Annotated in this window: 17 protein-coding genes; 16 read left to right on the forward strand and 1 reads right to left on the reverse strand. The window is 52.8% G+C overall.

Features of this window, described 5'->3' with window-relative positions:
- The first annotated feature begins 9 nt into the window (after positions 1-9).
- From msrP to ECL_RS23175, 12 genes are all read left to right on the forward strand, one after another.
- Positions 10-1,011, forward strand: a complete 1,002-nt coding sequence (msrP, locus tag ECL_RS23120; protein WP_013098989.1) for a protein-methionine-sulfoxide reductase catalytic subunit MsrP — start codon at positions 10-12, stop codon at positions 1,009-1,011.
- Positions 1,012-1,611, forward strand: coding sequence for a protein-methionine-sulfoxide reductase heme-binding subunit MsrQ (gene msrQ / locus ECL_RS23125; RefSeq protein WP_013098990.1), 600 nt, complete (start codon positions 1,012-1,014; stop codon positions 1,609-1,611).
- Positions 1,612-1,844: 233 nt separating this feature from the next.
- Positions 1,845-2,297 carry a type II 3-dehydroquinate dehydratase gene (gene aroQ / locus ECL_RS23130; protein WP_013098991.1) on the forward strand — a complete coding sequence of 151 codons (453 nt, stop codon included), beginning with the start codon at positions 1,845-1,847 and terminating at the stop codon, positions 2,295-2,297.
- Positions 2,298-2,318: 21 nt separating this feature from the next.
- Complete coding sequence (accB, locus tag ECL_RS23135) at positions 2,319-2,783, forward strand: acetyl-CoA carboxylase biotin carboxyl carrier protein (protein WP_013098992.1); 465 nt, start codon at positions 2,319-2,321, stop codon at positions 2,781-2,783.
- Between the two features lie 10 nt (positions 2,784-2,793).
- A complete protein-coding gene (gene accC, locus ECL_RS23140; RefSeq protein WP_003860388.1) occupies positions 2,794-4,143 on the forward strand; it encodes an acetyl-CoA carboxylase biotin carboxylase subunit in 1,350 nt (449 codons plus the stop codon).
- Positions 4,144-4,251: 108 nt separating this feature from the next.
- Entirely contained in the window at positions 4,252-4,494 is a 243-nt protein-coding gene (locus tag ECL_RS23145; protein WP_013098993.1) for a YhdT family protein, read from the forward strand.
- Positions 4,484-5,935 carry a sodium/pantothenate symporter gene (panF, locus tag ECL_RS23150; protein WP_013098994.1) on the forward strand — a complete coding sequence of 484 codons (1,452 nt, stop codon included), beginning with the start codon at positions 4,484-4,486 and terminating at the stop codon, positions 5,933-5,935. Before ECL_RS23145 ends, panF begins: the two co-directional genes overlap by 11 nt.
- 11 nt (positions 5,936-5,946) lie before the next feature.
- Positions 5,947-6,828 (forward strand): 50S ribosomal protein L11 methyltransferase, encoded by an 882-nt coding sequence (gene prmA, locus ECL_RS23155; protein WP_013098995.1) that lies wholly within the window; start codon positions 5,947-5,949, stop codon positions 6,826-6,828.
- A 329-nt stretch (positions 6,829-7,157) separates the two neighbouring features.
- Positions 7,158-8,123, forward strand: a complete 966-nt coding sequence (gene dusB, locus ECL_RS23160) for a tRNA dihydrouridine synthase DusB (RefSeq protein ID WP_013098996.1) — start codon at positions 7,158-7,160, stop codon at positions 8,121-8,123.
- A 23-nt stretch (positions 8,124-8,146) separates the two neighbouring features.
- Entirely contained in the window at positions 8,147-8,443 is a 297-nt protein-coding gene (gene fis, locus ECL_RS23165) for a DNA-binding transcriptional regulator Fis (protein ID WP_000462905.1), read from the forward strand.
- A gap of 180 nt (positions 8,444-8,623) precedes the next feature.
- The gene (locus ECL_RS23170) at positions 8,624-8,788 is read left to right on the forward strand and encodes a DUF2556 family protein (RefSeq protein ID WP_013098997.1); all 165 of its coding nucleotides are present in this window, start codon (positions 8,624-8,626) and stop codon (positions 8,786-8,788) included.
- Positions 8,789-8,927: 139 nt separating this feature from the next.
- Positions 8,928-11,009 carry a putative bifunctional diguanylate cyclase/phosphodiesterase gene (locus ECL_RS23175; protein ID WP_013098998.1) on the forward strand — a complete coding sequence of 694 codons (2,082 nt, stop codon included), beginning with the start codon at positions 8,928-8,930 and terminating at the stop codon, positions 11,007-11,009.
- Here the strand turns inward: ECL_RS23175 and envR are convergent.
- A complete protein-coding gene (envR, locus tag ECL_RS23180; protein WP_054442329.1) occupies positions 10,925-11,644 on the reverse strand; it encodes an acrEF/envCD operon transcriptional regulator in 720 nt (239 codons plus the stop codon). The two genes, ECL_RS23175 and envR, sit on opposite strands and share 85 nt — an antisense overlap.
- A 386-nt stretch (positions 11,645-12,030) precedes the next feature.
- Between envR and ECL_RS23185 the strand changes: the two genes are divergently transcribed.
- The 4 genes from ECL_RS23185 to ECL_RS23200 all read left to right on the forward strand — a co-directional run bounded on the left by ECL_RS23185 (position 12,031) and on the right by ECL_RS23200 (position 18,305).
- Positions 12,031-13,170, forward strand: a complete 1,140-nt coding sequence (locus ECL_RS23185; protein WP_013098999.1) for an efflux RND transporter periplasmic adaptor subunit — start codon at positions 12,031-12,033, stop codon at positions 13,168-13,170.
- 11 nt (positions 13,171-13,181) lie between these two features.
- Positions 13,182-16,295, forward strand: a complete 3,114-nt coding sequence (locus ECL_RS23190) for an efflux RND transporter permease subunit (protein ID WP_013099000.1) — start codon at positions 13,182-13,184, stop codon at positions 16,293-16,295.
- 293 nt (positions 16,296-16,588) lie between these two features.
- Positions 16,589-16,810 carry a lipoprotein gene (locus ECL_RS23195; RefSeq protein WP_013099001.1) on the forward strand — a complete coding sequence of 74 codons (222 nt, stop codon included), beginning with the start codon at positions 16,589-16,591 and terminating at the stop codon, positions 16,808-16,810.
- A gap of 469 nt (positions 16,811-17,279) precedes the next feature.
- The gene (locus ECL_RS23200; protein WP_013099002.1) at positions 17,280-18,305 is read left to right on the forward strand and encodes an amino acid ABC transporter substrate-binding protein; all 1,026 of its coding nucleotides are present in this window, start codon (positions 17,280-17,282) and stop codon (positions 18,303-18,305) included.
- The last annotated feature ends 19 nt before the right edge of the window (positions 18,306-18,324 follow it).

Below are 18,324 nucleotides of genomic sequence, written 5' to 3' on the forward strand. Positions count from 1 at the left end.
GAGGATGCCATGAAAACCCGAAAACTGACGGAAGCCGACGTAACGTCCGAATCTGTCTTTATGTTACAGCGCCGCCAGATCCTGAAAATGCTTGGCATCAGTGCCACCGCGTTGTCGCTCACACCTGCGGCTCACGCTGATTTGCTCGACTGGTTTAAAGGCAACGATCGGCCAAAAGCCCCTTCCGGTGCCCCGCTCACCTTTACGAAACCTGCCGAGTGGCAAAACAAACTGACGCTCACGCCAGAAGATAAAGTCACCGGTTATAACAACTTCTACGAATTCGGGCTTGATAAAGCCGATCCTGCGGCCAATGCAGGCAGCATGAAAACCGATCCGTGGACGTTGAAAATTGACGGCGAAGTGGCAAAACCCTTAACGCTGGATCATCACGATCTCACCACCCGTTTCCCGTTAGAGGAACGCATTTATCGTATGCGCTGCGTGGAAGCCTGGTCGATGGTGGTACCGTGGGTAGGTTTTCCGCTGCATAAGCTGCTGGCAATGGTTGAACCCACCAGCAATGCGAAATATGTCGCATTCCAGACGCGTTACGCCCCGGACGAGATGCCAGGCCAGAAGGACCGGTTCATCGGCGGTGGGCTTGCATATCCTTATGTAGAAGGATTACGCCTTGACGAAGCCATGCATCCTCTTACCCTTCTGACCGTCGGCGTTTACGGTAAAGCGCTCCCGCCGCAGAACGGCGCCCCCATCCGGCTGACAGTACCGTGGAAATATGGCTTCAAGGGCATTAAATCGATCGTCAGTATTAAGCTCACCCGTGAGCGTCCGCCCACAACATGGAATCTCGCCGCGCCGGACGAATACGGTTTCTTCGCCAACGTGAACCCACATGTCGATCACCCACGCTGGTCGCAGGCGACGGAACGGTTTATCGGTTCCGGCGGGGCGCTGGATGTGAAGCGTCAGCCCACGCTGCTTTTTAACGGCTATGCGGATGAAGTGGCGTCGCTCTACCGTGGCCTCAATTTACGGGAGAACTTCTGAGTGCGTTTAACGGCAAAACAGGTAACCTGGCTGAAAGTGCTGCTGCATTTAGCCGGGTTGCTCCCGTTTATCTGGTTGTTCTGGGCCGCCAGCCAGGGGCTCTTTAGTGCCGATCCGGCTAAAGATATCCAGCATTTTACTGGTCGGATGGCTCTGAAATTTTTACTGGCGACCTTGCTGGTTTCGCCGCTGGCGCGCTACGCTAAACAGCCATTATTGATACGCACACGTCGGCTTTTAGGGCTATGGTGTTTCGCCTGGGCCACGTTGCACCTGACCAGCTACGCGTTGCTGGAACTGGGGATTAACAACCTGGCACTGCTGGGCCGCGAACTGGTCACGCGTCCTTATCTGACGCTGGGCATTGTCAGTTGGCTGGTGTTACTGGCATTAGCGCTGACATCCACGCAATATGCGCAGCGAAAACTGGGTAAGCGCTGGCAGTTGCTGCACAACTTCGTCTATCTTGTCGCGATCCTCGCACCCATCCATTATCTGTGGTCCGTGAAGATCCTCTCGCCTCAGCCCATCCTCTACGCGCTGCTGGCTTTGGCGCTTTTAGCATGGCGTTACAAGAAGTTCCGCCAGTGGTTGCGATAGTTCGCGAAACTGTGCGTTTTCCCGCAGATTACTTATCAACCGCCATTCTTTTTCGGATAGCGGTTGATAATCTTCCCTGACAAGACCAGTATTTAGCTGCCAAATGCTACGAAATCGTTATAATGTGCGACTTTGGTTTTCCTGAATGCATTTTAGGAAAGTCATCAGGTGACTTTCGCGTTTCAAAGGTATATTTTGGTTTTTACCCGAGATTCGCAGGAGATAGCGACACAATGGCAGAAAAATTCCGAATCTTAGTTTTAAACGGACCGAACCTGAACATGCTCGGCACCCGTGAGCCAGAGAAGTATGGCACGCTGACATTGAGTGAAATTGTTAACCGTTTGGGCACGGAAGCAGCGTCACTGAATGTGGATTTGGATCATTTTCAGTCAAACGCGGAGTACGCACTCATCGACCGTATTCATCAGGCTAAAGACACTGTGGACTATATCCTGATCAATCCGGCCGCGTTTACGCACACCAGTGTTGCTATCCGCGACGCACTGCTGGCGGTGAGTATCCCGTTTATCGAGATCCACCTCAGCAACGTGCACGCCCGAGAGCCGTTCCGCCACCATTCGTATCTGTCGGATATCGCCGCTGGCGTTATCTGCGGACTGGGCGCAGACGGTTATTCATACGCTTTACAGACAGCGGTAAAACGCCTGTCACAATCACACTAAACAAGAGTACGGAACCCACTCATGGATATTCGTAAGATTAAAAAACTGATCGAGCTGGTTGAAGAATCAGGCATCTCCGAACTGGAAATTTCTGAAGGCGAAGAGTCTGTACGCATCAGCCGTGCAGCCCCAGCCGCTAGCTTCCCGGTAATGCAGCAAGCTTATGCTGCGCCAGTGCAGCAGCCTGCGCTCTCTGCAGCCGTTGCGCCAGCCGCAACTGAAGCCGCACCTGCCGCTGCAGCAGAAATCAGTGGTCACATCGTACGTTCCCCAATGGTTGGTACTTTCTACCGCACCCCGAGCCCGGACGCGAAGGCGTTCATCGAAGTGGGTCAGAAAGTCAACGTAGGCGATACCCTGTGTATCGTTGAAGCCATGAAAATGATGAACCAGATCGAAGCAGACAAATCAGGTACTGTGAAGGCGATTCTGGTCGAAAGTGGTCAGCCGGTAGAATTTGACGAGCCGCTGGTCGTCATCGAGTAACGAGGCGAACATGCTGGATAAAATTGTTATCGCCAACCGCGGCGAGATCGCACTGCGTATTCTTCGTGCCTGTAAAGAACTGGGCATCAAGACTGTCGCTGTGCACTCAAGCGCGGACCGCGATTTAAAACACGTATTGCTGGCGGATGAGACGGTCTGTATTGGCCCGGCTCCGTCCGTAAAAAGCTATCTGAACATCCCGGCAATCATCAGCGCCGCTGAAATCACTGGCGCGGTGGCAATTCACCCGGGTTATGGCTTCCTCTCCGAGAACGCCAACTTTGCTGAGCAGGTTGAACGCTCTGGCTTTATCTTCATCGGCCCGAAAGCTGACACCATCCGCCTGATGGGTGACAAAGTGTCTGCAATCACCGCGATGAAAAAAGCCGGTGTTCCAACCGTTCCAGGTTCTGACGGCCCGCTGACTGACGACATGGATGCAAACCGTGCACATGCTAAACGCATTGGCTACCCGGTGATCATCAAGGCGTCCGGCGGCGGCGGCGGTCGCGGTATGCGCGTAGTGCGCAGCGACGCTGAACTGGCACAGTCCATCTCCATGACCAAAGCGGAAGCGAAAGCAGCTTTCAGCAATGACATGGTGTACATGGAAAAATACCTGGAAAACCCACGCCACATCGAAATTCAGGTGCTGGCTGACGGTCAGGGTAACGCTATCTATCTGGCAGAACGTGACTGCTCAATGCAGCGTCGTCACCAGAAAGTGGTCGAAGAAGCACCAGCACCGGGCATTACCCCGGAACTGCGTCGCTACATCGGCGAGCGTTGTGCCAAAGCGTGTGTCGACATCGGCTATCGCGGGGCGGGTACCTTCGAATTCCTGTTCGAAAACGGTGAGTTCTACTTCATTGAGATGAACACCCGTATTCAGGTTGAACACCCGGTTACCGAAATGATCACCGGCGTTGACCTGATCAAAGAGCAGCTGCGTATCGCTGCCGGCCAGCCTCTGTCCATCAAACAGGAAGAAGTAGTGGTCAAAGGCCATGCGGTCGAGTGCCGTATCAACGCCGAAGACCCGAATACCTTCCTGCCAAGCCCGGGTAAAATCACGCGTTTCCACGCGCCGGGTGGCTTTGGCGTGCGTTGGGAGTCTCATATTTACGCCGGTTACACCGTACCGCCGTACTATGACTCAATGATCGGTAAGCTTATCTGCTACGGCGAAAACCGTGACGTGGCGATTGCCCGCATGAAGAACGCCCTGCAGGAGCTAATCATCGACGGTATCAAAACCAACGTTGATCTGCAGATGCGCATCATGAGCGACGAGCACTTCCAGAATGGTGGGACGAACATCCACTATCTGGAGAAAAAACTCGGTCTCAACGAGAAGTAAGAAAGCATCTATGCTAAAAGGCCGGTTTAACCGGCCTTTTTTATTTCTGGGGATCGTCAAGGACCATCATGTACAATCCCCGCTTTCTTCATCCACAAGGGACAAAAAATGGACAAACGTTTTGTTCAGGCCCATAAAGAAGCGCGCTGGGCGCTGTGGCTGACCCTTCTCTATCTTGCCGCATGGTTGGTAACCGCTTACTTACCTGATTCTGCAATTGGCATCACCGGCCTGCCTCACTGGTTTGAAATGGCCTGTCTGCTGGTACCGCTGATTTTTATCCTGCTGTGCTGGGCAATGGTGAAATTCATTTATCGCGATATCCCGCTGGAGGACGACGATGCAGCTTGAAGTCATTCTGCCGCTTATCGCGTATTTGTTGGTCGTGTTTGGCGTGTCCGTGTATGCCATGCGCAAAAGGGCAACCGGCACCTTCCTGAACGAATATTTCCTCGGCAGCCGTTCAATGGGCGGCATTGTGTTAGCGATGACGCTCACCGCCACCTATATCAGCGCCAGCTCATTTATTGGCGGTCCCGGGGCAGCCTATAAATATGGGTTAGGCTGGGTGCTGCTGGCGATGATCCAGCTCCCGGCTATCTGGCTTTCGCTGGGTATACTCGGCAAGAAGTTCGCTATTCTGGCGCGTCGCTATAATGCCGTGACGCTGAACGACATGCTGTTTGCCCGCTACCGCAGCCGTTTACTGGTATGGCTGGCAAGTCTAAGCCTGCTGGTCGCCTTTGTGGGTGCGATGACGGTGCAGTTTATTGGCGGTGCACGTCTGCTTGAAACCGCAGCAGGGATCCCTTACGAGACTGGCCTGCTTATCTTTGGGATCAGTATCGCGCTTTATACGGCGTTTGGTGGATTCCGCGCCAGCGTACTGAACGACACCCTGCAGGGCATGGTGATGCTCATCGGAACCATTGTGCTGCTGGTGGGGATTGTCCATGCGGCAGGCGGCCTGAGCCATGCTGTTGAAACCCTGGAAGCGATTGACCCGAAACTGGTCGCTCCAGAGGGCGCAGATGACATTCTTTCACCCACCTTTATGACCTCCTTCTGGGTGCTGGTCTGCTTCGGCGTCATTGGACTGCCGCATACCGCTGTACGGTGTATCTCCTATAAGGACAGTAAAGCGGTTCATCGCGGCATTATTATCGGGACCATTGTGGTGGCGATACTGATGCTGGGAATGCATCTGGCGGGTGCATTAGGTCGTGCAGTGATCCCAGATCTTACCGTGCCCGACCTGGTGATCCCTACCCTGATGGTTAAAGTCCTGCCACCCTTTGCTGCCGGGATTTTCCTAGCCGCACCGATGGCCGCCATTATGTCGACGATCAACGCTCAGTTGCTGCAAAGTTCCGCTACGATTATCAAAGATCTCTATCTGAATTTGCGTCCCGAGCAGCTGAAAAACGAACGACGCTTAAAGCGGATGTCTGCAGTGATTACGCTGTTATTAGGGGCACTGCTGCTGCTGGCCGCCTGGCGTCCACCGGAGATGATCATCTGGCTGAACCTGCTTGCGTTTGGCGGCCTTGAAGCTGTTTTCCTGTGGCCGCTGGTGCTTGGCCTGTACTGGGAACGCGCGAATGCTGCGGGCGCGCTAAGCGGCATGATTGTTGGCGGTGTCGTGTACGCCGTGCTCGCCACCTTTAAGATCCAGTACCTGGGCTTCCATCCAATTGTGCCTTCGTTACTGTTAAGTTTACTGGCGTTTGTGGTGGGGAACCGTTTCGGTCAACCCGTCCCACAACCCGCTATGATGTCTACTGATAAATAAAGAGTTTTGCCATGCCGTGGATCCAACTAAAACTGAACACAACCGGTGCTCACGCCGAAGAGCTGAGCGATGCGCTGATGGAGGCCGGCTCGGTCTCTATCACCTTCCAGGACACGCATGACACGCCGGTTTTTGAGCCGCTGCCGGGCGAAACGCGCCTGTGGGGCGATACCGACGTGATTGGCCTGTTTGATGCCGAAACCGACATGAAAGAAGTGGTCGCGATTCTGGAACAGAATCCTCTGCTGGGCGCGGGTTTTGCACACAAGATCGAACAACTGGAAGACAAAGACTGGGAACGCGAGTGGATGGATAACTTCCACCCCATGCAGTTTGGCAAGCGTCTGTGGATCTGCCCAAGCTGGCGTGAGGTTCCCGATGAAAACGCGGTCAACGTGATGCTCGACCCGGGTCTGGCATTCGGTACCGGCACCCACCCGACCACCTCACTGTGCCTGCAGTGGCTGGATGGTCTGGATCTGGAAGGGAAAACCGTGATCGACTTCGGCTGTGGATCCGGGATCCTCGCCATTGCCGCACTGAAGCTGGGCGCCGCAAAAGCCATCGGGATCGATATCGATCCGCAGGCTATTCAGGCCAGTCGTGATAACGCCGAGCGTAACGGCGTTTCCGATCGCCTTGAGCTGTATCTGCCGGACGCGCAGCCAGAGGCCATGAAAGCCGATGTGGTGGTCGCTAACATCCTGGCAGGCCCATTACGCGAGCTTGCACCGTTAATCAGCGTGCTGCCCGTTGAGGGCGGTCTGCTGGGGCTTTCCGGTATCCTGGCAAGCCAGGCTGACAGCGTCTGCGAAGCCTACGCCGATCTCTTCACCCTCGATCCGGTGGTGGAAAAAGAAGAGTGGTGCCGCATTACGGGCCGTAAAAAATAAGAACATTTTTCGTACTGAGATGATGTTCTAAAATGCGACGCAGATCGCATAGAAGCGGGAGAATCTGCTGCTAAAAACAGCAGAATATCCCGCTCAACGGATTCATTTTTTGAGAAATGATGAGAAGTTACGGGAAATTGTAAGCGGTCATAAAATCGCCGTTAATACATAACATAATGATTTAAATAAAAAATAATTTTCATCATTGTGACTGGGTGGCGATTCCTTGATCTACAACAGTGGATTGTTCAAAGTTTGGCCTTTCATCTCGTGCAAAAAATGCGTAATATACGCCGCCTTGCAGTCACAGTATGGTCATTTCTTAACTCATGCGCATCGGACACCACCAGCTCAGAAATCGCCTGATCGCAGCCCCAATGGCAGGTATTACCGACCGGCCGTTCAGGACGCTGTGTTATGAGATGGGAGCCGGTTTAACCGTTTCCGAGATGATGTCGTCTAACCCGCAGGTCTGGGAAAGCGACAAATCCCGCCTTCGGATGGTGCACATTGATGAACCAGGTATTCGCACCGTGCAAATCGCCGGAAGTGTGCCTGAAGAGATGGCAGATGCCGCGCGGATTAACGTGGAAAGTGGCGCCCAGATTATTGATATCAACATGGGTTGCCCGGCCAAAAAAGTGAATCGCAAGCTTGCAGGTTCAGCCCTTCTGCAATACCCCGACCAGGTGAAGTCAATCCTGACGGCGGTTGTCAGCGCAGTGGACGTTCCTGTTACGTTGAAGATTCGCACGGGTTGGTCGCCGGAACACCGTAACTGTGTAGAGATTGCCCAACTGGCCGAAGACTGTGGCATTCAGGCCCTGACCATTCACGGACGCACTCGCGCCTGTTTGTTCAACGGTGAAGCTGAATACGACAGCATTCGGGCAGTTAAGCAGAAAGTTTCCATTCCGATTATCGCGAATGGCGACATTACTGACCCGCTTAAAGCCAGAGCTGTGCTCGACTATACGGGAGCTGATGCTCTGATGATAGGACGTGCAGCTCAGGGAAGACCCTGGATCTTTCGGGAAATCCAGCATTATCTGGACACTGGGGAGCTGCTTGCCCCGCTGCCACTGGCAGAGGTTAAGCGCTTGCTTTGTTCGCATGTTCGGGAACTGCATGACCACTACGGCCAGGCAAAAGGGTACCGAATTGCGCGTAAACACGTCTCCTGGTATCTCCAGGAGCACGCTCCAAATGACCAGTTTCGGCGCACATTCAACGCCATAGAGGATGCCAGCGAACAGCTGGAGGCGTTGGAGGCATACTTCGAAAATCTTGCGTAATGAAATAAAGAGCTGACAGAACTATGTTCGAACAACGCGTAAATTCTGACGTACTGACCGTTTCTACCGTTAACTCTCAGGATCAGGTAACTCAAAAACCCCTGCGTGACTCGGTTAAACAGGCACTGAAGAACTATTTTGCTCAACTGAATGGTCAGGATGTTAATGACCTGTATGAGCTGGTACTGGCTGAAGTTGAACAGCCACTGTTGGACATGGTGATGCAATACACCCGCGGTAACCAAACCCGCGCTGCGCTGATGATGGGTATCAACCGTGGTACTCTGCGTAAGAAACTGAAAAAATACGGCATGAACTAATTTCGGTTAGCGAAATGCTTGTTTAAAAAGGCGCTACCTGGCATGGGGATGCGCCTTTTTTATTGCTCCACATCTGCCACCGTCAACGCTTTGTAAACCTTCGCTTTCCCCACTTTTCAACCGCCGCTTTTCGTGTATATTTCCACCACCTTACTGGCTCTCTTCTTCCGGAATGTCATAATGATTCGTAAATACTGGTGGCTGGTTGTCTTTGCTGTCTCAGTTTTTCTCTTTGATGCGTTGCTGATGCAGTGGATTGAACTGATGAGCACCGAAACCGATAAGTGTCGCAATATGGATTCCGTGAACCCGCTTAAACTCGTCAATTGTTCAGAGCTGGACTGAGCCGCCAACGTCGTCAAAAACCCCGAAATCACTTAATAAAAACGGGGATTTAAATCCCTTTGAGTCATTACCTTACGATGATAATGTCTCGCCCTTCACCACCGCCCTTGCGTAACCTCACACTCGAGTTGAACCGATCATGCTGGTTAGCCAATACAACCATATCCTTGTCGTCCTCTCCTTTGTTGTCGCTATCCTTGCTGCCTATACCGCGCTGAATATGGCCGCGCGTGTGGCGGGAAGTCAGGGCGTGGCAGCGCGCATCTGGCTGGCCGGTGGCGGTGTTGCAATGGGGATTGGCGTATGGGCGATGCATTTTATCGGCATGCTGGCGATGGATCTCTCCATGCGCATGAGCTACAACGCCACCCTGACGGGGTTATCGATGGTTATCGCCGTGGGTTCATCCTTGTTTGCGCTGTGGCTTGTCAGCTGCGAGCAGCTGCGTTTGCGCCGTCTGCTGCCCGGTGCACTAGTCATGGGAACCGGTATTGTGGCCATGCATTACACCGGCATGGCGGCCCTGGAGGTTACGCCCGGTATTATCTGGGATAAAACATGGGTGGCGATATCAGTCGCTATTGCGCTTGCTGCGTCGCTCGCGGCACTGTGGCTGACGTTCCGCCTGCGTCATGAGGCCGCTCAGGTCGCGCTGATGCGCATGGGTGCCGCAATCACGATGGGGATTGCGATTGCCGGAATGCATTATGCGGGGATGAAAGCCGCACAGTTTCCAGTGTCGACCATGGCTCACCATGAGGGGATTAACGGCAGCTGGCTGGCCGTGCTGGTGAGCGTTGTCGCACTGGCCATCCTTGGTATCACCCTGCTGGTGTCGATGCTGGATGCGCGCCTGCAGGCACGTACCTCTCTCCTCGCCTCGTCTCTGGCGGAAGCAAACCGGGAGCTGGCCCAGCTGGCGCTACAGGATACGCTGACGCGCCTGCCCAATCGTATCCTGCTGGAAGATCGACTCGATCAGGCCATCAACAAAGCAGACCGTGAAGGCACGCATTTCGCATTGATGTTTATGGATCTCGACGGCTTTAAAACCGTCAATGACGCCTACGGGCATGATGTCGGCGATAAACTGCTGGTTGCCGTTACGCAACGCCTGCTGCTCCCCCTGAAAGGCCAGTACACCCTTGCACGTATTGGCGGTGATGAATTTGTTCTGCTGGCAGAAGTTGGGGGGCCGGACGATGCAGCCTCCCTTGCCAATGCCCTGGTGCGCACTATCGATAGTCCATTCAATGTGGATCCGTATAAACTGGTGGTGACCCTCAGTATTGGCATTGCGCTTTATCCTCACGATGGCAAAACCGATCGCGAGCTGATGTTTAACGCCGATGCGGCGATGTACCACACCAAGCATATGGGCCGTAACGGTTATCACTTTTTCCAGCCCTCCATGAACACGCTGGCGCAAACCCATTTGCAGCTGATGAACGATCTGTGGCTGGCCATCGATCGTAATGAGCTACAGCTGCATTATCAGCCCAAATTCCACGCGCCGGCAGGCCCCGTACTCGGGTTTGAGGCACTCCTGCGCTGGCAACACCCGAAGCTGGGATTGCTGACGCCAGACCTGTTCCTGCCGCTGGCGGAAAAAACGGGACAGATCATTCCCATTGGCAACTGGGTTATCAACGAAGCCTGCCGCCAGTTGCGGGAATGGCACCTTAAAGGGCATCAAAACTGGTCAATGGCGGTGAACCTGTCGACACTTCAGTTTGAACAACCTTCGCTGGTGAGTACGGTGCTTGATTGTCTGACACGTCACCAGGTGCCGCCGGAAATGCTGATCCTTGAAGTGACGGAAACCACTGCGATGAGTAACCCGGATGAGAGCGTGCGGGTGCTGACAGAGCTGACGAATGCGGGTGTGAAAGCCTCTATTGATGACTTTGGTACCGGCTACTCGAGCCTGCTGTATCTTAAACGCTTACCCGCCTGTGAATTGAAAATCGACAGGGCGTTTGTAAAAGAGCTCAGTGGAGAAAGCAAAGATGCGACCATTGTCTCCGCGATTGTCGCCCTGGCGAAAACGCTGAATCTGAAAGTAGTGGCTGAAGGGGTGGAAACCGAAGCACAGCAAGCCTTTTTGACGGAACTGGGCTGTAATACCCTTCAGGGCTATTTGTTAGGAAAGCCTGTCAGTGCGCAGACCATTGAAACGCTTTGCGAGCAGGGAGAGATCTTGCCCGACACCGAGTCGTAAGCTTCTTCACGTGGCGACACTCGCACCACCGGGAGTGTCGCCAGAATGTTATCGACCAGAGCAGGTGCCTGTTGATAGAGGTTGAAGCTGTCGTTATTCATTAACCAGTTTTTAATTATTCCGCTAAAAAATCCGTGGAACACTATCAGCGTTAAATCCACATTGACCTGCGAAGAAATGATGTTTCGTGAAATACAGCGCTCCAGTGTCGCACGTAGAAAATCATTGTTGAAACCAATACGTTTCCTGATTTCATACTCGGAAACCATATCACTGGTAAATTCACACTTATGATACAAAATCTGTAACAGCGCCCACTGGCGAGGCTCATGCGCAATATATTGCAACGCAGTGATAAATTGCTCACGAAGCATTAACAAGGGATCATCTTTTTCGGAAAGAGAAAGTCTGTCGCGAATGAGATCGCGAAGCGGCAATTGCTGTTCCCAGATAGCATTAAATATCTCTGTTTTACTGGTGAAATGCCAATAGACGGCCCCACGCGTCACCTTTGCCGCATCGGCGATATCCGTCAGCGTTGTGTTGGTTACGCCACGTGTCGCAAACTGCCCGATAGCCGCTTCAATCAGCTGTTGACGGGTTTGTTGAGCCTCTGCTTTCTTTTTACGCGCCATGGACGACTACTCGTTACTCACAAGAATTAAGCTGTTTAGTAGGGTTTTGTAATCAGAAGTATTCATGAAAGACAAGGTGAATTCTGCACAAAAAAAGTCAATTCGCTTTATTTATAACTGAGGTAAATACATACCAATAATTAAATTCACAAAACAGATGAATGCCCTCTATGAAACATCACTCTCCTGATTACTTTTGTTAAAGTATATTGCTGTAAACGCAAAGCCTTCTTCTGATTTTCTTTCCTGCCGCATTTATCCGCACTTATAAATTAAAAAACATTAAATACCCTCATTATTATACGCAGCTACATTTTTTGTTTTTGTCCCCTGCCCTGTCACCGATCCACGGAAATATCGGTTAATGGGTATTTAAAGGAACAGTAATGACGAATCATTTCAGACGCTTGCCCTTAACCGGTTTTATTGTCTGCGCCGCACTGCTTGCCGGATGCGATGGGCAGGAAAATCAGCAACATCAACCGCAGCCGCCTCAGGTGAGTGTACACATTGTCAAAAGTGCCCCCCTCACTGTGACAACAGAGCTGCCGGGCAGAACAGATGCGTTTCGCGTTGCGGAAGTGCGTCCTCAGGTTAGCGGCATTATCCTGCGTCGCAATTTCACCGAAGGCAGCGATGTCAAAGCTGGCCAGTCACTTTATCAGATCGATCCCGCCAGCTATCAGGCGGCGTATGACAGCGCAAAAGGAGAGCTGGCGAAAGCCCAGGCGGCAGCCAATATTGCGCACCTGACGGTGAAACGTTATCTCCCGCTGGTGGGCACACAGTATGTCAGTAAGCAGGAGTACGACCAGGCCGTTGCGACGGCTCAGCAGGCGGATGCCAGTGTCGTTGCTGCAAAAGCAGGAGTTGAAAGCGCACGCATCAACCTTGCCTATACCAAAGTCACCTCTCCCGTCGATGGTCGCATTGGTAAATCCAGCGTGACCGAGGGAGCTCTCGTCACCAACGGCCAGGCAAACGCCCTCGCAACGGTACAGCAACTGGATCCGATGTATGTCGATGTCACCCAGTCCAGCAATGATTTTATGCGTCTGAAGCAGACAAGCCTGCAAAAAGGGGAGACCACCAGCACCGTCGAGCTGTTGATGGAGAATGGTCAGCCCTATCCGCTAAAAGGCACGCTGCAGTTTTCTGATGTGACGGTTGATGAAAGCACTGGCTCCATCACTCTGCGGGCGATTTTCCCGAATCCGCAACACCTGCTGTTACCGGGAATGTTTGTACGCGCCCGCATTAATGAGGGTACGCAGCCGAATGCGATTCTGATCCCACAGCAAGGCGTCACCCGCACGCCGCGTGGGGATGCAACCGTCCTGATTGTTAACGACAAAAACCAGGTTGAGTCACGCACCGTCGTTGCCTCTCAGGCCATTGGCGATCGCTGGCTGGTCACAGAGGGGCTGAAAAACGGTGACCGCGTGATTGTCAGTGGGTTACAAAAAGCCAAACCTGGGGCTACCGTCGTCGCCACACCCGATACCTCTACGACTCCAGCCGGTTAAGGAACGACGTCATGGCTAATTTCTTTATCCAGAGGCCGGTTTTCGCCTGGGTACTCGCCATCATTTTGATGATTGCAGGTGGGCTGGCGATCCTCAAACTGCCTGTAGCGCAGTATCCGACTATCGCCCCACCCGCGGTTGCCATAACCGCAACCTACCCTGGCGCAGATGCGCAGACGGTGCAGGATACCGTGACGCAGGTTATCGAACAGAATATGAACGGCATCGATAACCTGATGTATATGTCATCCACCAGCGATTCTGCAGGTAATGTCACCATCACCCTGACCTTTGAGTCTGGTACAGACCCGGATATCGCCCAGGTTCAGGTTCAGAATAAACTTCAGCTCGCCATGCCGCTGCTGCCGCAGGAAGTGCAGCAACAAGGGATCGGCGTTGAGAAGTCCAGCAGCAGCTTCCTGCTGGTGGCTGGCTTTGTTTCAGACAATAAAAGCCTCTCGCAGGATGACATTTCCGACTACGTCGCCTCGAATGTGAAAGATGCCATTAGTCGAACCACTGGGGTGGGTGATGTTCAGCTGTTTGGTGCCCAGTATGCAATGCGCATCTGGCTCGACAGTAACGCGATGAATAAATACCAGCTGACGCCGCTGGACATTATTAATCAACTGAAAACCCAGAATGACCAGATAGCGGCAGGCCAGCTAGGCGGAACGCCGTCCGTGCCGGGCCAACAATTGAACGCCTCGATCATTGCGCAAACCCGCCTGAAATCACCGGAAGAGTTTGGCCGCGTGACGCTGAAGGTGAACCAGGACGGCTCGATGGTGCATCTGAAGGATGTCGCACGCATTGAACTGGGCGGTGAAAACTACAATATGGTGACCAAAATCAACGGGCAGGCCGCAACCGGCCTGGGGATTAAGCTGGCGACCGGTGCAAATGCGCTGGATACGGCGTCGGCCATCAAGAGCAAGCTGGCGCAACTGCAGCAATTCTTCCCACAGGGTCTGAAGGTGGTTTATCCGTACGACACCACGCCGTTTGTGAAGATCTCTATTCACGAAGTGGTGAAAACCCTGTTTGAAGCGATCATTCTCGTCTTCCTGGTGATGTATCTGTTCCTGCAAAACCTGCGCGCGACGCTTATCCCCACTATCGCGGTGCCGGTTGTTTTGCTGGGTACCTTCGCGGTGCTGGCGGCGTTCGGGTTCTCCATCAATACCCTGACGATGTTCGGGATGGTGCTGGCAATAGGCTTGCTGGTTGATGATGCCATCGTGGTCGTTGAGAACGTCGAACGCGTGATGGTAGAACACAAACTGCCGCCGAAAGAGGCGACGCAGAAGTCGATGGAACAGATTCAGGGCGCACTGGTGGGTATAGCCATGGTGCTGTCGGCGGTCTTTATCCCGATGGCATTTTTCGGTGGCTCGACCGGGGCCATCTATCGGCAGTTTTCGCTGACCATCGTTTCGGCAATGGCGCTCTCCGTGTTGGTCGCCCTGATCCTGACCCCCGCGCTGTGCGCAACCCTGCTTAAACCGGTATCCGGCGATCACCACGAAAAGAAAGGCGGTTTCTTTGGCTGGTTTAATGCGCTTTTTGACCGTAGCGTGGAGCACTACAGCAACAGCGTGAGCGGCATTTTACGCAAGACCGGACGCTACCTGGTGGTGTACATCATCATTGTGGGTGGTATGGCGGTGCTGTTCCTGCGCTTGCCCACCTCCTTCCTGCCCGAAGAGGACCAGGGGGTATTTATGACGATGGTTCAACTTCCGGCCGGTGCGACCCAGACGCGTACGCAGCAGGTCCTCGATCAGGTCCAGAACTATTATCTGAAAAACGAGAAGGCCAATGTTGAATCTGTCTTTACCGTTAATGGTTTTAGTTTTAGCGGCCAGGGCCAGAACGCCGGGATTGCCTTCATCAGCCTGAAGCCCTGGGAAGCACGACCGGGGGCGGAAAATAGCGTTGAGGCGATTGTTGGCCGCGCGACAAAAGCCTTCAGTCAGATAAAAGATGGGCTCGTATTTCCGTTTAACCTGCCTGCGATTATCGAACTGGGAACCGCAACGGGCTTCGACTTCGAACTGATTGATCAGGCAAACCTGGGGCATACCTCGCTGACGCAGGCGCGAAATGAGCTTCTCGGAATGGTGAAAGCGCACCCTGACATGCTGGTGCGCGTGCGGCCAAATGGTCTGGAAGATACCCCGCAGTTTAAACTGGATGTCGACCAGGAGAAGGCTCAGGCGCTGGGCATCAGTCTTTCTGATGTCAACCAGACCATCTCAACGGCCCTGGGTGGAACTTATGTAAATGACTTTATCGATCATGGACGCGTGAAAAAAGTCTATGTCCAGGCCGATGCGCGCTTCCGTATGCTGCCTGGTGACATCAGCAACCTGTATGTACGCAGCGCAAATGGTGAGATGGTTCCTTTCTCCGCCTTTAGCACCTCGCATTGGGTGTACGGTTCACCTCGCCTGGAGCGCTATAACGGGATGCCATCCATGGAGATCATCGGTGAGTCCGCCCCCGGTAAAAGTACCGGTGAGGCCATGGCGCTGATGGAAAGTCTTGCTGCAAAACTGCCTTCCGGCATCGGGTATGACTGGACAGGAATGTCTTATCAGGAGCGACTTTCCGGAAATCAGGCGCCTGCGTTGTACGCCATTTCACTGATTGTGGTGTTCCTGTGTCTGGCTGCTCTTTACGAAAGCTGGTCCATTCCCTTCTCAGTTATGCTGGTGGTTCCGCTGGGAGTCATAGGGGCGCTGGTTGCAGCAGCGTTACGTGGCTTGAACAATGACGTCTATTTCCAGGTGGGTTTGCTGACAACGATTGGTTTGTCGGCTAAAAACGCCATTCTGATCGTTGAGTTTGCCAAAGATCTGATGGAAAAAGAGGGTAAAGGCATCATTGAAGCCACGCTGGAAGCATCGAGAATGCGCCTTCGACCGATCCTGATGACCTCGCTCGCCTTTATTCTTGGCGTCATGCCGCTGGTGATCAGCCATGGCGCCGGGAGCGGTGCGCAAAACGCGGTCGGGACAGGGGTCATGGGGGGCATGCTTTCCGCAACGCTTCTGGCTATCTTCTTCGTGCCCGTTTTCTTTGTGGTCGTCCGGCGACGCTTTACGCGCCATAAAGAGTAATGAATACCTGAAAGGCACCTCTGGTGCCTTTTTTATTTTAAGATAAACAGTGTATTAAGATCGCAGTGTTAAAAAGAGTCAGTTTGCATTAAGTAAGAACGCCACGTTGTTACTCCATAATTTCTCCATTAATTCGTTCTGACGAAACACTTTTCTCCACGATGTTTACAAACAACATAATTTGAGATTATTCCTCGTGTAACGTGGGCTTATCCCGGTGGTAAAATAACCTCCAGTTCGTTAATAGCCCTCCTGGCTTTATAGCGGACGCGAAATAATACTGAGGTAACATCATGAAAAGATTCATTTCCGTTGCACTACTCGCTGCGCTGCTGGCTGGATGCGCGCACGACTCTCCATGTGTACCGGTATACGACGATCAGGGCCGACTGGTTCATACCAATACCTGTATGAAAGGTACCACTCAGGATAACTGGGAAACAGCAGGTGCTATCGCTGGTGGTGCTGCCGCGGTGGCGGGGTTGACGCTGGGTATTGTTGCCCTGACCCGATAACATCTGTTCAGAAAGCGCGGCTCTGGCCGCGCTTTTGCTTTGAATGATTGCAGTAATATCAAATCAGTAAAAATCCCGTATTTATTCACGCCATTAATTTTAGCCAGAAGCCTGTCACCTCTTTTTCACTTCCCCTTTTAATTTTGTATTCAGTTTTGATGATTTTCACCCATTCATATTATTGAATACCCGGCCAATATTCACTCTGGAAACTATCTCTTCTTTTTTTCTGACCCTCCTTAAAAGTTTTGCTCCGATTTGTGGCACAGGTTGTAATTTCGCACCGTTTCGGGGCGCTCCTTTTATTTAAGCCTGTCTACACTCAGCATTAAGCGTTCACTTATCGCTTATTTCATCGAGCGCGAAACCTGGCATTACGTTTGCTATATAAACGTCGGCCAACGCCACAGATGGGTAAAAGTGTTTAAAACACCTAAATAACGATAAATTTAGCCACACAGGATGCATTATGAAAAAGACGATGATAGCCAGCCTGGCCGCTGCGGGTATGTTGTTTGCTGTTGCGGGTCAGGCCCATGCGGGCACAACGCTGGATGCCGTTAAAAAGAAAGGTTTTGTTCAGTGCGGTATCAGCGACGGTTTGCCTGGCTTCTCTTATGCCGATGCTAACGGCAAATTTACCGGTATCGATGTTGACGTCTGCCGGGGCGTCGCCGCTGCCGTTTTCGGTGATGACAGCAAAGTAAAATATACCCCGCTGACGGCCAAAGAACGTTTCACCGCGCTGCAGTCCGGCGAAGTGGACATGCTCTCCCGTAATACCACCTGGACCTCCTCCCGTGATGCAGGAATGGGGATGTCATTCACAGGTGTCACTTATTATGACGGCATCGGTTTCCTGACCCACAATAAAGCGGGTCTGAAAAGCGCCAAAGAGCTGGACGGTGCGACCGTGTGTATTCAGGCCGGTACCGATACCGAGCTTAACGTCGCCGATTATTTCAAAGCGAATAATATGAAGTACACCCCGGTGACATTCGATCGCTCTGATGAATCAGCCAAAGCGCTGGAATCTGGCCGTTGCGATACGCTGGCGTCTGACCAGTCACAGCTCTACGCGCTGCGTATTAAGCTGAGTAACCCGGCAGAGTGGATCGTCCTGCCTGAAGTCATCTCCAAAGAACCCCTTGGACCCGTCGTTCGCCGTGGCGACGAAGACTGGTTCTCTATCGTTCGCTGGACCCTGTTCGCCATGTTAAATGCAGAAGAGATGGGCATCAGCTCGAAAAACGTCGATGAGAAAGCCGCCAAACCCTCTACCCCGGATATGGCACACCTGCTGGGCACAGAAGGCGATTTTGGCAAGGATCTGAAGCTGGATAACAAGTGGGCGTACCACATCATTAAACAGGTGGGCAACTACGCTGAGATCTTTGAGCGCAACGTGGGATCGGAAAGCCCGCTGAAGATCAAACGCGGCCAGAACAATCTCTGGAATAACGGCGGTATTCAGTACGCACCGCCAGTACGTTAAGTCTTTGCTGTAACGGGCA

Source organism: Enterobacter cloacae subsp. cloacae ATCC 13047 (assembly GCF_000025565.1).
Taxonomy (GTDB): Bacteria; Pseudomonadota; Gammaproteobacteria; order Enterobacterales; family Enterobacteriaceae; genus Enterobacter; species Enterobacter cloacae.